Source organism: Phenylobacterium sp. (genome assembly GCF_016124325.1).
In the GTDB taxonomy this organism is placed as follows: domain Bacteria; phylum Pseudomonadota; class Alphaproteobacteria; order Caulobacterales; family Caulobacteraceae; genus Phenylobacterium.
Genome location: NZ_WGNY01000040.1, coordinates 1 through 13,991, shown reverse-complemented (window position 1 = coordinate 13,991; position 13,991 = coordinate 1). Strand labels below are relative to the sequence as shown.

Sequence of the window (13,991 nt, the reverse complement as noted above, 5' to 3'; positions counted from 1 at the left end):
GGGGGACGAGATGTCTGGACGCATCGGACCGACCGTCGCGATCCTTGCGGCCGTGGCTGCGTCGTCGGCGGCCCTCGCCGGGGAGCCGAAGCTCATGGCCGGCGACATTCCCGTCGCCCACACGCCGCCGGGCGGATACGGCCACACCTTTCCCGCGCCCGTCCTGGCCGCCTGCGCCGAGCCGCTGGCGCCCGGCGCGCCCGATCTGCGCGGAATCTGGCGGCTGATCGACCTGAACGGCGGGGCGCCCGCGCCCGGCGCGCATCTCGAAAACTACGTCGAACGCATCGAGCAGTGCGGCGACCGCATCGTCGACATGGGCGGCGGGACGATCGCCGACGCCCGCGCCGACGGCACCGAGGCCAACGCCGTCCACGACGTCTCGGTGCGCGACTACAAGACGCCCATCGTGGCCATCGCCACCTACGAAGACGGCGCGTTCATCCTGCGCCCCAAGGGGATGCCGGGCGTCGAGGTGCGCCGCGCGCTCGACGCCGATGGTCACATGGTGTGGACGCGCCCCGACTACGGCCGCGTCGTCCTGGAGCGCATCGGCGGGCCGAACGACCCCTACACCCGCCCCTGACCCGCCGGTTGTTCCAGGGTTAGAGCGGCCGGAGGAGCGCCTGGTCGGACGGGCGGACGCGCCGGCTCCGGCGCAGGGCGGACCCCAGGCCACCGAAGCCCAGCAGCATCAGCGCCCAGGCGGCCGGTTCCGGCACCGGGTCGGTGAGGGTTACCGAGCCGCTGGTCGGGCTTGTCGTGTAGTAATAGTCCCCGTTGGCCTTGGTATATCCGAGCTGGTTGAACGACGGAGAGGTCCCGAAGTCGGCCAGCTGCAGATAGAAGTCGTTGCTGAAGAACTGCACGAAGTCCGGGCCGAGCTGCAGGCCGCCGACGTATAGCCAGCCGGCATATGCGCCGGTCGTGCTGTAGTTGAACGATAGCGTGGACCCAAGGTCGATATTCAGGGACAGCAGCTGAATGTCGGCCGTGTCGTTGGTGTAGTCCTGCGTCGTGTCGAGCGTGATCAGGAACGATCCGGTCACGGGATCCGTCGGCGTCACGCCCGGAGCGCCGGTGAAGCCGGTCGCCGAGAAGTCGACGATCTTGGTGATGGTCACCGCGCCGGCCTGTCCGGCCGACATGGCGAGGCCCGCGGCGAGTGCGGCGGCGCCAAAGTGTTTCAGCATCTGTGGTCTCCTTAGAACCCAACCCACGATGCGAGCCTCAAGCGAAAAGAAATCGATCTGCGTTCTTGGCTTTGAAACGACTTGGCTGAGTACTCGCTCTACACCTGATGCTTGCCGCGCGCCGAAATTCGCCGAGCAGACTGTAGCAACTTGCCAATTAAGCCGTGGGCGATAACTGGGCCGCAAGTCCCGACGAGGACTCGGTTTCATTCGCGACCTGGTCTCGAAATCCAGTCGAAAAGTCCCGGGACTGGTCTCGGGACCTCCCGAGACTGCCTGTCGCGGATCGGAGGTCTGTGCGAAGCTGAACCGCGGAGGGTGCAGGCGCCGCGTGTCATGACTGGCTTACAATCGCCGCCACGCGGGGTCCGCCCCAGCGACCGCGAGCAGGCGGAACTGATCCGCGGGCTCTACGACAATACGCCGGTGGGCGTGGCCGGCGCCCTGTTCGGCGTGGCCGTTCTCTGCTGGGTGCTGCTGTACATCGCCCCTGAGCGCGCGCCGTGGGTATGGGGCTACATCGCGGTCACCGGCGCCAGCGCCGCCTGGCAGCTCATGCTCTGGGGCCGATATCGTCGGGCGCGTCCCGCCGAAGCGGCGTGGCCGCGATGGGCGCGCTGGTTCGTGATCGCGAGCTTCGTCGAAGGCGTCCGCTGGGGGCTCGGCACGCTCTTCCTGCCCGCGCCCTTCGCCATCGAGCAGCAGCTGTGGGTGACCATGGTGATCGCCTGCGCCGCGGCCAGCTCGGTCTCGTCGCTTGGCAGCTACGTTCCGGCCTTCTACGCCCTGTTGATCCCGGCCGGCCTGCCCATCGCCGCGCTCGGGATGATCTATGGCCTTCCCCGCTATTGGGCGATGTCGCTGCTGTCGGCCGTTCTGGTGCTCACCATCGGATGGCTGGGATGGCGCCAGAGCCACACGCTCGCCGAAGCGCTGCGCCTGCGGTTCGAGAACATGGACCTGGTCGAGGATCTGAAGCGCCAGAAGGAGCGGGCCGAGCAGGCCAATGTGGCCAAGAGCCGGTTCCTCGCGGCCGCCAGCCACGACCTGCGCCAGCCGATCCACGCGCTGGGCCTGTTCGTCGGCGCGCTCCGCCGAGAACGCATGTCGCCCGCCGCGCGCCGGCTGACGGACCAGGTCGGCGAGAACATCGACGCCATGACCGGCCTCTTCGACGGCCTCCTCGACCTGTCGCAGCTCGACGCCGGCGTCGTGCGGCCCCACGAGGAGGCTTTCGCCCTCGAGCCGTTGCTCGACCGGATCTGCCGCGAGGAGGCGGCCGACCTGCAGGGCAAGCCCGTGGTCCTGCGCCGCGTCGCGACCTCCGCGGCGGTGAGGACGGACCCGGTCCTCCTCCAGCGCATGGTCCGCAACCTCGTCTCCAACGCGATCCGCCACACCGCCGAAGGGCGCGTGCTGGTGGGCTGTCGCCGGCGCGGCGAGGTCGTCGTGATCGAGGTGCGCGACACGGGCCCCGGGATCGCGCCGGAGGACCAGGAGAAGGTCTTCGAGGAATACGTCCAGCTCACCAATCCGGAACGGGACCGGACACGCGGCCTGGGGCTCGGCCTCGCGATCACGCGGCGGCTCGCCAACCTGCTCGGCTGCCCGCTCGACCTCGTTTCCGTCGTCGGGCGCGGCTCGACGTTCCGCATCGCCATACCGGCGGCCCGGCTCGAGTCGATCCCGCCCGGATCGGCCGACCCGCCACAGGTCGCGCCGCGGGGCCTCGTGTTCGTCGTCGACGACGAGCCGGCCGTGCTGCAGGGCACGGCCGAACTGCTGGGCGCCTGGGGGTACGAGCCGGTCGTCGCGGGGTCGGGCGACGAGCTGGTCGCGCGGATCGATCCGAGCCGCCCGCCGGACCTGGTGATCTGTGACTGGCGACTGCGGGGCGACGAGACGGCCGTCGAGGTGATCGATCGCGTCCGAGCCCTGTTCGGGCGGGACGTGCCGGCCCTGCTCATCACCGGCGACACGGCGCCGTCGCGCCTGCAGGACGCGGACCGGACGGGCTTCGCCCTCCTGCACAAGCCCGTGGCCCCGGGAAGGCTGCGCGCCATGGTCGGAAACCTGATCCGCCAGGCCCAGGAGAAGATGGCGGGCCTGCCGGCGGGAAGCGGCCGCTAGGCCGAGCGCCTCCTAGAGGATGCCGATGACGCGAGCGGCGCGCACCGCGTCGCCGCGATCTCCCGCCGCCAGGGCCCTGAGCAGCCCGGTCACATGGCCCTTCACGGTCTTTTCCGAGATTCCCATGCGCTGGGCTGCGGCCTTGTTCGAAAGACCCTCGTCCAGATGGCGCAGCAGCTCGCGCTGGCGCGCCGTCAGCGCCGAGGTCTCGTTGCGCGGCGCCCGCGCGCGCACCATCAGCGACGGCACGAAGATCTCGCCCTGCAGCACCAGCCGCAGCGCGGCCAGCAGCGTGTCCGAGGTCGCCGATTTCGGAACATAGCCCAGCGCGCCGGCGGCGAAGGCCTGGTGCGCCGACTCCGGGTCTTCCGAGGCCGTCAGGACGATCACCGGAAGGCCCGGCTGCGCATCGCTGATCGCGCGCAGCGCGGTCAGGCCGTCCATGCCGGGCATGGCGAGATCCAGGAAGACCGCGTCGAGCTCATCGTCGCTGCGGACGATCTCCAGCGCCTCGGCGCTGCCGCCCGCCTCCAGCACCTCGGCTCCGGGCTCGGCGAGCTGCAGCAGCACCGAGATCCCTGTCCGCACCATCGCATGGTCATCGACGACGAGAAGCTTCACCATTCCCTCCGACGGGCGGTTGCGCCCGGCCATGGTAGGGAACGAGGCGGCCAGGCCAAGTCGGCTCAACTGTGAGGCGATAATATACGCCGGTGAAGCTAGTGCTGCGCCCCTCATTCCCGAAGTCGCGCGCTAGCCTGACGCGACGGCCGGGCCGATAGCCTGCGGGGCGCAGGCGCGGGAGGAACGCATGGCGGGACGGGTGGACGGCAAGGTCGCGGTGGTCACGGGCGGGGCCTCGGGCCTGGGCGCGGAGAGCGCGCGGCGGTTGGCGCGGGAAGGCGCCGCGGTGGTGGTCACCGACCTCGCCGAAGAGGCCGGCCGGGCCGTGGCCGACGAGATCGTCGCGGCCGGCGGACGCGCGGCGTTCATGGCCCAGGACGTCACCGAGGAGGCCCGCTGGACCGAGGTGGTCGACACCACGCTGCAGCGGTTCGGCCGTCTGGACGTGCTGGTCAACTCCGCCGGCATCGGCGAAGGCGGCCAGCCGATCCTGGAGGCGACGCTGGACGCCTGGCGGCGCACCATCGGCATCAACCTGGAAGGCACCTTCCTGGGCGTGAAGGCGGTGGCGCCGACCATGGCCGCGGCCGGACGTGGTTCGATCATCAACCTGTCCTCGATCCTCGGGAAGGTGGGCATGCCGGGCACGGCGGCCTACTGCGCGTCCAAGGGCGGCGTGCTGATGCTGACCAAGGCCGTGGCGCTGGAGCTGGCGCCCCTGGGCGTGCGGGTGAACTCGGTCCACCCGGGCTTCATCGAGACGCCGATGGTGCTGAACACCTTCCGCCGCTCGGAGAACGAAAACGAGATGCGCGACAACATCGTCTCGCGCCACGCCATGGGGCGTCTGGGCGTTCCCCGCGAGATCGCCGACGCCATCGTCTTCCTGGCCTCCGACGAGTCGAGCTTCATGACCGGCGCCGAGATGGTCGTGGACGGGGGCTATACGGCGGCTTGAGGCGATCAGCGCGTCATCGCCCGGCACGTCCGGGCGATCCATGAACACGAGTGGTTCCGATTGGAGTAGGCGGTCTCCTCGCTATCAACTCCGCTTTCCCGCGTTCATGGATGGCCCGGACAAGCCGGGCCATGACGCCTAGAGGGAGCGTGGCGGTCGACTAAGGTGAGCAAGCGGACCTTCGGCGTGGAAGAACTGCGGAAAGAGATCGTCCCAGTTCGGATTGTCGCGCTCGATCAGATTGATCTTCCACTCGCGCTTGTACTTTTTCAGCCGCTTTTCGTGATGGATCGCAGTGAGGATATCGTCGTGAAGCTCGAACCACACGAGCCGCTTCACGCCATGGCGCTTGGTGAAGCCCCCGATTAGCCCTTCGCGATGCTGGCTGACCCGCCCGAGCAGATCGCTCGTGACGCCGATGTACAGCGTGCCGTGCTTGCCGCTGGCCATGATGTAGACCGCGTTCATCGCCACCCCCACCACGTCATCGCCCGGCTTGTCCGGGCGATCCATGAACACGAGGCTTTGAAATTGCGTTGCGCTTCAGTCCATCCAAACGGGCCTATGTGAAGCTGGCCCGAACCACTGGAAATCTCGCAACGTGTCGACGAACCGCCGCCGATCATACTTGCGGCCGCCAGCACGGGTCGGAACTACCGCCACCCAGAGACCGCGCTTCCTCGCCACCGACCGGATCTTGCGCTCCGTGTTGGGACTTACGATGAGGGCGCCAGATGACGCCCCAAAGGCCGGTAGGAACACCTCACATGCGATGGCGTCACCATCAATCTCGACGGCGTAGGGAGATTTGACCTCAATCTCGAGATCACTTGCAGCTTCCCGCCAAGCCTCAGCGAGCCGCTCATCCATTCAATCCGCGTCCATCTTAAGCGCGGCGATAAACGCTTCCTGCGGGATCTCCACCTTGCCGAACTGGCGCATGCGCTTCTTGCCCTCCTTCTGCTTGTCGAGGAGTTTGCGCTTCCGCGTGATGTCGCCGCCGTAGCACTTGGCCGTTACGTCCTTGCGCAGCGCCCGCACGGTTTCTCTCGCGATGATCCTGCCCCCGATGGCGGCCTGGATCGGGATCTGGAACATGTGCGGCGGGATCAGCTCCTTCATCTTCTCCACCATGCCCCGGCCGCGCGCCTCGGCGCGGTCGCGGTGGACCAGCATGGAGAGGGCGTCGACCGGCTCGGAATTGACCAGGATCGACATCTTCACGAGGTCGCCGACCCGGTACTCCTCGATCGAGTAGTCGAAGCTGGCGTAGCCCTTCGAGATCGACTTCAGGCGGTCGTAGAAGTCGAACACCACCTCGTTCAGCGGCAGGTCGTAGACCACCATGGCGCGGGAGCCGACATAGCTCAGCTCGCGCTGCTGGCCACGGCGGTCCTGGCACAGCTTGATGATCGCGCCCAGGTACTCGTCGGGCGTGAAGATGGTGGCCTTGATCCAGGGCTCGGCGATGGTGTCGATCTTCACCGGGTCGGGCAGGTCGGCGGGATTGTGCAGCTCGATCTCGTCGCCGTTGGTCAGCTTCACGCGGTAGACCACCGAGGGGGCCGTCGCGATCAGGTCCAGGTCGAACTCGCGGCTCAGGCGCTCCTGGATGATCTCCAGGTGCAGCAACCCTAAGAACCCGCAGCGGAAGCCGAAGCCGAGCGCGGCGCTCGTTTCCATCTCGTAGGAGAAGCTGGCGTCGTTCAGGCGCAGGCGGCCGATGGCGGCGCGCAGGTCCTCGAAGTCGGCGGCGTCCACGGGGAACAGGCCGCAGAACACCACCGGCTGCACCTCGCGGAAGCCGGGCAGCGGCTTGTCGGTGGGCTTCCTCTCGTCGGTGATGGTGTCGCCGACGGCGGCGTGGGCGACCTCCTTGATCGAGGCCGTGATGAAGCCCACCTCGCCGGGCCCCAGCTCGGCCACCTCGGTCTGCTTGGGGCGGAACACGCCCAGCCGGTCGATCTGATACTGGGCGCCGGTCTGCATCATCTTGACCTTCTGACCCACCTTCAGGGTCCCGTCGAAGACGCGCACCAGCACCACCACGCCCAGGTACTGATCGTACCAGGCGTCGACCAGCAGCGCCTTCAGGGGGGCGTTCGCATCACCCTTGGGCGGCGGCAGGCGATGGACGATGGCCTCCAGCACATCATGGATGCCGACGCCGCTCTTCGCCGAGCACTCCACGGCGTCCGAGGCGTCCAGGCCGATCACGTCCTCGATCTGCTGGCGCACGCGCTCGGGCTCGGCGGCGGGCAGGTCGATCTTGTTCAGGACCGGCACGATCTCGTGGTTGTTGTCGATGGCCTGGTAGACGTTGGCGAGCGTCTGGGCCTCGACGCCCTGGCTGGCGTCCACCACCAGGATCGAGCCCTCGCAGGCGGCCAGGGAGCGGCTGACCTCGTAGGCGAAGTCCACGTGGCCGGGCGTGTCCATCAGGTTGAGGACATAGGTCTCGCCGTCGTCGGCCTTGTAGTCGAGCCGCACGGTCTGGGCCTTGATGGTGATCCCGCGCTCGCGCTCGATCTCCATGTTGTCCAGCACTTGCTCGCTCATCTCGCGCGCGGTCAGGCCGCCCGTCTCCTGGATGAGCCGGTCCGAGAGCGTGGACTTGCCGTGGTCGATGTGGGCGACGATCGAGAAGTTGCGGATCTTGTCGAGAGGCGTGGTCATTGCCGCGCCCCTCTAGCACATCCGCGGGTCCCGCATAGGCCGCCCTCTTGTCGCCCCCCTTTTCGTGGTTAATCGGCCGTTAAGGCGGCGCCGGTCATCCAGGCGTCCGGGCGGGTTGAATCGCGGGAATTCGGAGGCAGGAAAGCGCCCATGGACCGTCGCAAGCTGATCGTTTCGGGGCTCGTCGCGCTGGGCGCGCCGCAGCTCGCCCACGCTCAGGGCTCGCCGCCGCAGGCGCCGGCCCGGCCCAACACCGATCCGGCCTACCGCACCGATGGCCCGTCGACCTACAGCCAGGACGAGATCGTCCAGGGCGTCTCCGACTTCCTCGGCGTGACCGCCGAGACGGCGGGCGGGGCGGTCGAGAAGCTGTTCGCCAAGAACGGCCGGCCCACGGCCTATATCGCCGGGGAGGAGGGCTCGGGCTCGTTCATCCTCGGCCTGCGCTACGGCCGCGGCCTGATGTACATGAAGGACCGCCCGCCGATGGAGGTCTACTGGCAGGGCCCCTCGGCCGGCTTCGACTGGGGCGGTAACGCCAGCCGCGTCTTCACCCTCTGCTACGACCTTCAGGTTCCCGAGGCGATCTTCCAGCGCTTCCCGGGCGTCGAGGGCTCGGCCTACCTCGTGGGCGGCCTGGGCGTGAACTACCAGCGCGCCGGCGGCGTCACCCTGGCGCCGATCCGCGCGGGCGTGGGCCTGCGGCTGGGCGCCAACATCGGCTATCTGAGCTATTCGCGCGAGCGCCACGCGTTCCCGTTCTGAGGGGCTTCATGCTCCTCCCCCGCTCGCGGGGGAGGGGGACCGCGGAACGCGGTGGAGGGGGCGCGAACGCCGGCGCCGCAAGACCCCCCCTCCGTCTCGCCGCAGGGCGGCGATCCACCTCCCCCGTCGTCTTCGCGACAGGGGAGGAGCGAGGGGTCACCGCGGGTCGAGGTCGGCCCCGACACGGCCCGTCGCCGTGTCGAACAGGCCGCGGCCGGGCACGTGGTTGACCTCCAGACGAATGCCGTCGGGATCCTCGAACAGCACCGAGTAGTAGCCCGGCGCGAAGCCGTCCTCCTGCGGCCCGTGGACGATGGTCGCGCCGATCGAGACGAGGAAGTCGTGCACCGCCTCCACCTCGGCGCGGTCGCGCACGCGCCAGCACTGGTGGTGCAGGCTTCCCGGCCGGAACTGTGCGTATTTCACGCCCGCATGCTCGGGCGCCGGCCGGCGGATGCCAAAGCCGGTGCGGCCGCCCACGCAGTAGTAGGTGTCCGGGCTGTCGGCCACCTCGCGCAGGCCGAGGAACGGCAGCAGCTGGCGATAGAAGGCGACGCTCTTCTCGAAGTCGCCCGCGGTGATGAAGGTGTGCGCGACGCCGTTGATCTCCATGACCGGCAGCCTGGCGCGGCGCCCCTAGCGGCAGTCAACACATAAGCGTTGACTTATGAATAAGCGTTCGCTTATGGATTGGCCATGGAGCCCGCCGACCTCTTCCGCACCCTGGCCGACGGAACCCGCCGCGGCCTGTTCGAGCGGCTGACGCGGGAGGGCGAGCTCAGCGTGGGCGCGCTGACCGCGGGGACAGGGGTCTCGCAGCCGGCGGTCTCGCAGCATCTCAAGGCGTTGCGCCTGGCCGGACTGGTCGGCGAGACGCGCCAGGGCCGCACGGTGCTCTACCGCGCCCGCCCCGAGGGCCTGCGCCCGCTCGTCGACTGGATGGGGCTCTACGGCCGCTTTTGGGCCGAGCGGTTCGACGCCCTGGAAGACCTCCTCGCCCGCATGGACCAGTAGACGCCGGAAACCCCGCCATGACCGACACCAAGAGCATCGTCGTCGAACGCACCATGCCGCACCCGCCGGCCAAGGTGTGGCGCGCGCTGACCCAGTCGCCGCTCATCGCGGAATGGCTGATGCAGAACGACTTCCAGCCGGTCGTCGGCCACAGGTTCCAATTCCGCGCCACGCCCGTGCCCGGCTGGAGCGGCGTGACCAACTGCGAGGTGCTGGAGGTCGATGAGCCGAAGCGGCTCGTCTACGCCTGGGGCGACGGAACCGAGTCCGACAGCGGGCTCAGGACCGTCGTCACCTGGACGCTCACCCCCGTCGAGGGCGGCACGCACGTGCGCATGGAGCACGCGGGCTTCCGGCCCCAGGACGAAGGCGGCTACCGCGGCATGGGCGGCGGCTGGCCGCGCATCGTCGCCGGGTTGGAGCGCGTGGCGGGCGCGGCGGGCTAGCCGCGCAGCTTCGCGCCCACGGCCTTCTCGGCTGCGGCCACGATGCGGCCGCTCAGCCCCTCGATCTCGGCCTCGGTCAGGGTCTTCTCGCGGGGCTGGACCAGCACCTCCACGGCCACCGACTTCATCCCCTCCGGCACGCCGGCGCCCTGGTAGACGTCGAAGATGCGCGCCTGGGCGATCAGCGCCTTGTCGGCGCCGAGGATGGGACGGATCAGGTCGCCGGCCGGCGTCTCGGCGCCCACCAGAAACGCGAAATCGCGGCGCAGCGGCATCAGCGGCGACAGCTCCAGCGCGGCCTTGGTCTTCAGGCCCTTCTTCTTGGGCTCGGGGATCGCGTCGAGGTCGATCTCGAAGGCCAGCATCGGGCCCTCGGCGTCCAGCGCCTTCAGGATGCGCGGGTGCAGCTCGCCGAACTCGGCGATCACCAGCTTGGGGCCGAGCTGCAGGCGCGCCGAGCGGCCGGGATGCCACCAGGTCGAGGCCTGGCCCTGCACGACCTGCAGCGCGGGGGCGCCCAGCTCGTCCAGCAGCGCCAGCAGGTCGGCCTTGAGCTGGAACAGCGGATCGCCCGCGCCCCCGCCCCAGTGCTTGGGCAGGTGCGGCGCCACCAGGGCGGTCACCGCCGTCCATTGGTCGGCCGGCTGGTCGCCGCGGAAGTTCGGCCCCACCTCGAACAGGGCCGCGTCGTCGAAGCCCTTGTTGGCGTTGCGCGCCGCCGCCTCGACGAGGTTGGGCAGCGCCGAGGGCCGCATGGTGTCGAGCTCGGAGGCGATCGGGTTGGCGAGGCTCAACGCCGCGTCGCCGCCGCCGAACAGCTCGGCCTTGGCCCGCGCCGTGAAGCTCCAGGTCACCGCCTCGGAATAGCCGCGCGCGGCCATGGTTCGCCGCGCGTCGCGCATCCGGCGCTGGCGCAGCGTCAGCACGCCGCCGGGGGGGCGCGCCATCTCGGGCAGGGGCTCGGCCGGCAGTTTGTCGTAGCCGACGATGCGGGCGATCTCTTCGACGAGGTCGGCCTTGCCTTCCACGTCGCGCCGCCAGGTGGGCGGGATCACCTGGTTGCCGCTGCCGGTGAAGCCCAGGGTGGCCAGGATCTGGTCGACCCGGTGGGCGGCCACCTCCAGCCCGGCAAGCTTGCGGACATAGCTGCGGTCGAACACGATCGGCCCGGGCGCGGCCGGGGCCTCGCCGGCGACGCGCACCTCCGAGGTCTCGCCGCCGCACATCTCCAGGATGAGCCGGGTGGCCAGTTCGAGGCCCGGGACGCACGACTGCGGATCGACCGTGCGGGCGAACCGGTACTGGGCGTCGGAGACGATGCCGGTGGTCCGGCCGGTCTGGGCCGTGCGGATCGGGTCGAACCAGGCGCTCTCGACGAAGACGTCGACGGTGGCCTCGGAGCAGCCCGTGGACTCGCCGCCCATCACACCGCCCAGGCCGATGGCCCCGGAGCCGTCGGCGATGACGCAGATTTCGGGCGTCATCTCATAGGTCTTGCCGTCCAGCGCCTCGACGCTTTCGCCCTCGCGGCCCAGCCGGGCCTCGATGACGGTCCCGGTCAGCTTGGCCACGTCGTAGACGTGCAGGGGCCGGGCCCGGTCGTAGGAGATGAGGTTGGTGACGTCCACGAGGGCGTTGATGGGGCGCAGGCCCACCGACACCAGCCGCCGCTGCAGCCATTCGGGCGAGGGGCCGTTCTTGACACCGCGGATCAGCCGGCCGGCGAAGACCGGGCAGGCCGAGCCATCCACCTTGATCTCGATGGGGCAGGGGAAGGCCCCGGCCACGGGCTTGGTCGCGTCGGGCTTCAGCACGCCCAGGCCGGCGGCGGCCAGGTCGCGGGCGATGCCGCGCACGCCCAGCCAGTCGGGCCGGTTGGGCGTGACCTCGAAGTCGATCACCGCCTCCAGGCCGAACGCCTCGGCGGCGCTGACGCCCACGGCCAGGCTGTCGGGCAGCTCGACGATGCCGTCGGACTCCTCGGCCACCCCCAGTTCCTTGGCCGAGCAGAGCATGCCGTTCGAGACCACCCCGCGGACGGGCCGCGCCTCCAGGGTGATGCCGCTGCCGGGCACATAGGCGCCGATGGGGGCGTAGATGGTGGTCAGGCCCGCGCGCGCGTTCGGCGCGCCGCAGACGATTTCCAGCCGGCCGTCCTTGGTGTCGACCTGGCAGACCCGCAGCTTGTCGGCGTTGGGGTGCTGCACGGCCTCCACGATCTTCGCGACCGTGAACTTGGCGAGCTTGGCCGCCGGGTCCTCGACGCCTTCGACTTCCAGGCCGGCCATGGTCATGGCGTCCACGATCTGGTCGACCGTGGCGGCGGTGTCGAGGTGCTCCTTGAGCCAGGAGAGGGTGAACTTCATTGGATCCTCTCCCTCAGCTCAGGCCGGTCGCGGGGTTGGGCGCCTGGAAGGCCGAGAAGCCCCAGTGCTCCAGCCAGCGGGTGTCGGCGGCGAAGGTGTCGCGCAGGTCGGGGACGCCGTACTTCAGCATGCCGAGGCGATCGACGCCCAGGCCGAAGGCGAAGCCCTGCCACTCGTCGGGGTCCAGGCCGCAGTTCCTCAGCACGTTGGGGTGCACCATTCCGCCGCCCAGGATCTCCAGGAAGTCGGTCCCCTCGCCGATCTTGATCGAGCCGCCCGAGCGGTCGCACTGCACGTCCATCTCGGCCGACGGCTCGGTGAACGGGAAGTGGTGCGGCCGGAAGCGCGTGCCGACGTTCTCGCTCTCGAAGAAGCGGCGGATGAAGGCGTCCAGCGTCCACTTCAGGTGGCCCATGTGGATATTGCGGTCGATCACCAGGCCTTCGAGCTGGTGGAACATGGGCGTGTGGGTGGCGTCGCTGTCCGAGCGGTAGACGCGGCCCGGCACGATCACGCGGATCGGCGGCGCCTGGCCCTGGGCGATCCAGGCGGGCAGCGACCGGTTCTGGCCCTGCTGCATGACGCGGACCTGCACCGGGCTGGTGTGGGTGCGCAGCAGCTTGCGCTCGCCGTTGGCGTCCTCGGGCAGCCAGAAGGTGTCGTGCATCTCCCGCGCCGGGTGCTTGGGCGGGAAGTTCAGCGCGGTGAAGTTGTGGAAATCGTCCTCGATGTCGGGGCCTTCGGCCAGCGCGAAGCCCATCTCGGCGAAGACGGCGATCATCTCGTCCAGCACCTGCATGGTCGGGTGGACGCGGCCCTTGCGCTCGGGCGGCGGGGGCAGGGTGAGGTCGACGCGTTCGGCGGCCAGCCGGGCGTCGAGTTCGGCGGCCTCCAGCTCGGCCTTGCGCGCGGCGACGGCGGCGGCGACGGCGTCGCGCAGGCCGTTGATCTTCGGCCCCTGCTCGCGGCGCTCGTCCGGGCTCATCTTGCCCAGGCTCTTCAGCAGCTCGGAGATCGAGCCCTGCTTGCCCAGCGCCTCGACGCGAATCGCTTCGAGCGCGGCCAGATCAGCGGCGGCGGTGACGCGGGCCGAAAGGTCGGCCTGCATTGCGGTTAGATCGGTCATGGGAGCGGTGTCCTAGACGACGTTCGTTGGGAGTGGAACCCGCTCCTCCCCCGAAGGGAAACTCTTCGGGGGAGGGGGACCACGAAGTGGTGGAGGGGGCGTTCGACCGGTTGGCTCCCAGCGCCCTCTCCGGCCCTTCGGGCCACCTCCCTCGCCGTCTGCGCGGCAGGGGAGGAGCGGCGCATGAAAAAAGCCCTCCGGCGGTTCGGCCGGAGGGCTCTTTGAAAGCGTCAGGGTCGAACGGGACCCAGGCCTCAAGCCAGCGCGGCGCGAACCTTGTCGGCGATGGCCTTGAAACCGGTCGGGTCGTTGCCCGCGATATCCGCGAGGACCTTGCGGTCCATCTCGATCCCGGCCTTCTCAAGGCCGTGGATAAATCGGGAATAGGTGAAGCCTTCCAGGCGCGCCGCGGCGTTGATCCGCTGGATCCACAGCGAACGGAAGTTGCGCTTGCGGACCTTGCGGTCGCGGTAGGCGTACTGGCCGGCCTTGTCCACCGCGGCCTTGGCCGTGCGGATGGTGTTCTTGCGGCGCCCGTAGAAGCCCTTGGCCTGCTCGAGAACCTTCTTGTGCTTGGCGTGGGCGACGACGCCCCGTTTCACGCGTGCCATCGGTCAGTTCTCCTTAGAGGCCGTAGGGGAGCCAGGTCTTGATGATCTTGGCGTCGGCCTCGCTCATCACCTTGGTTCCACG

General features: G+C 69.4%; 14 protein-coding genes and 1 pseudogene. 6 read left to right on the top strand and 9 right to left on the bottom strand.

Features of this window, described 5'->3' with window-relative positions; all coding sequences use genetic code 11:
• Positions 1 to 10 precede the first annotated feature (10 nt).
• Complete coding sequence (locus GC203_RS20480) at positions 11 to 586, top strand: hypothetical protein (protein ID WP_293458402.1); 576 nt, start codon at positions 11 to 13, stop codon at positions 584 to 586.
• Between the two features lie 19 nt (positions 587 to 605).
• On the opposite strand, the gene GC203_RS20475 is transcribed toward GC203_RS20480, so the two are convergent.
• On the bottom strand, positions 606 to 1,193 hold the full coding sequence (locus GC203_RS20475) for a PEPxxWA-CTERM sorting domain-containing protein (RefSeq protein ID WP_293458401.1): 588 nt from the start codon (positions 1,191 to 1,193) through the stop codon (positions 606 to 608).
• A 336-nt stretch (positions 1,194 to 1,529) separates the two neighbouring features.
• On the opposite strand from GC203_RS20475, the gene GC203_RS20470 reads away from it, so the two are divergent.
• Positions 1,530 to 3,323, top strand: a complete 1,794-nt coding sequence (locus GC203_RS20470) for an ATP-binding protein (RefSeq protein WP_293458400.1) — start codon at positions 1,530 to 1,532, stop codon at positions 3,321 to 3,323.
• Positions 3,324 to 3,335: 12 nt separating this feature from the next.
• Here GC203_RS20470 and GC203_RS20465 read toward each other — a convergent pair whose 3' ends face one another.
• Positions 3,336 to 3,944, bottom strand: a complete 609-nt coding sequence (locus GC203_RS20465; RefSeq protein ID WP_293458399.1) for a response regulator transcription factor — start codon at positions 3,942 to 3,944, stop codon at positions 3,336 to 3,338.
• 190 nt (positions 3,945 to 4,134) lie between these two features.
• Here GC203_RS20465 and GC203_RS20460 point away from each other — a divergent pair, with 190 nt between their 5' ends.
• Entirely contained in the window at positions 4,135 to 4,905 is a 771-nt protein-coding gene (locus GC203_RS20460; RefSeq protein ID WP_293458398.1) for a glucose 1-dehydrogenase, read from the top strand.
• Positions 4,906 to 5,043: 138 nt separating this feature from the next.
• On the opposite strand, the gene GC203_RS20455 is transcribed toward GC203_RS20460, so the two are convergent.
• Both GC203_RS20455 and lepA read right to left on the bottom strand, forming a co-directional pair.
• Positions 5,044 to 5,418 carry a GIY-YIG nuclease family protein gene (locus tag GC203_RS20455; protein ID WP_293458397.1) on the bottom strand — a complete coding sequence of 125 codons (375 nt, stop codon included), beginning with the start codon at positions 5,416 to 5,418 and terminating at the stop codon, positions 5,044 to 5,046.
• Between the two features lie 357 nt (positions 5,419 to 5,775).
• Positions 5,776 to 7,581, bottom strand: a complete 1,806-nt coding sequence (gene lepA / locus GC203_RS20450) for a translation elongation factor 4 (protein ID WP_293458396.1) — start codon at positions 7,579 to 7,581, stop codon at positions 5,776 to 5,778.
• Positions 7,582 to 7,731: 150 nt separating this feature from the next.
• Between lepA and GC203_RS20445 the strand changes: the two genes are divergently transcribed.
• Positions 7,732 to 8,346, top strand: coding sequence for a DUF1134 domain-containing protein (locus tag GC203_RS20445; protein WP_293458395.1), 615 nt, complete (start codon positions 7,732 to 7,734; stop codon positions 8,344 to 8,346).
• A gap of 156 nt (positions 8,347 to 8,502) precedes the next feature.
• Here the strand turns inward: GC203_RS20445 and GC203_RS20440 are convergent, their stop codons facing one another.
• Positions 8,503 to 8,958 carry a VOC family protein gene (locus GC203_RS20440; RefSeq protein ID WP_293458393.1) on the bottom strand — a complete coding sequence of 152 codons (456 nt, stop codon included), beginning with the start codon at positions 8,956 to 8,958 and terminating at the stop codon, positions 8,503 to 8,505.
• 84 nt (positions 8,959 to 9,042) lie between these two features.
• Between GC203_RS20440 and GC203_RS20435 the strand changes: the two genes are divergently transcribed.
• Both GC203_RS20435 and GC203_RS20430 read left to right on the top strand, forming a co-directional pair.
• Entirely contained in the window at positions 9,043 to 9,360 is a 318-nt protein-coding gene (locus GC203_RS20435) for a metalloregulator ArsR/SmtB family transcription factor (protein WP_293458392.1), read from the top strand.
• 17 nt (positions 9,361 to 9,377) lie between these two features.
• Positions 9,378 to 9,806 (top strand): SRPBCC domain-containing protein, encoded by a 429-nt coding sequence (locus GC203_RS20430; RefSeq protein ID WP_293458390.1) that lies wholly within the window; start codon positions 9,378 to 9,380, stop codon positions 9,804 to 9,806.
• Here GC203_RS20430 and pheT read toward each other — a convergent pair.
• From pheT to GC203_RS20410, 4 genes and pseudogenes are all read right to left on the bottom strand, one after another.
• Positions 9,803 to 12,172, bottom strand: coding sequence for a phenylalanine--tRNA ligase subunit beta (pheT, locus tag GC203_RS20425; protein ID WP_293458388.1), 2,370 nt, complete (start codon positions 12,170 to 12,172; stop codon positions 9,803 to 9,805). The two genes, GC203_RS20430 and pheT, sit on opposite strands and share 4 nt — an antisense overlap.
• Before the next feature lie 13 nt (positions 12,173 to 12,185).
• Complete coding sequence (pheS, locus tag GC203_RS20420) at positions 12,186 to 13,298, bottom strand: phenylalanine--tRNA ligase subunit alpha (protein ID WP_293458387.1); 1,113 nt, start codon at positions 13,296 to 13,298, stop codon at positions 12,186 to 12,188.
• Positions 13,299 to 13,552: 254 nt separating this feature from the next.
• Complete coding sequence (gene rplT / locus GC203_RS20415; RefSeq protein WP_293458385.1) at positions 13,553 to 13,909, bottom strand: 50S ribosomal protein L20; 357 nt, start codon at positions 13,907 to 13,909, stop codon at positions 13,553 to 13,555.
• A gap of 13 nt (positions 13,910 to 13,922) precedes the next feature.
• Positions 13,923 to 13,991: pseudogene (locus tag GC203_RS20410) on the bottom strand (50S ribosomal protein L35); the annotation flags it as partial.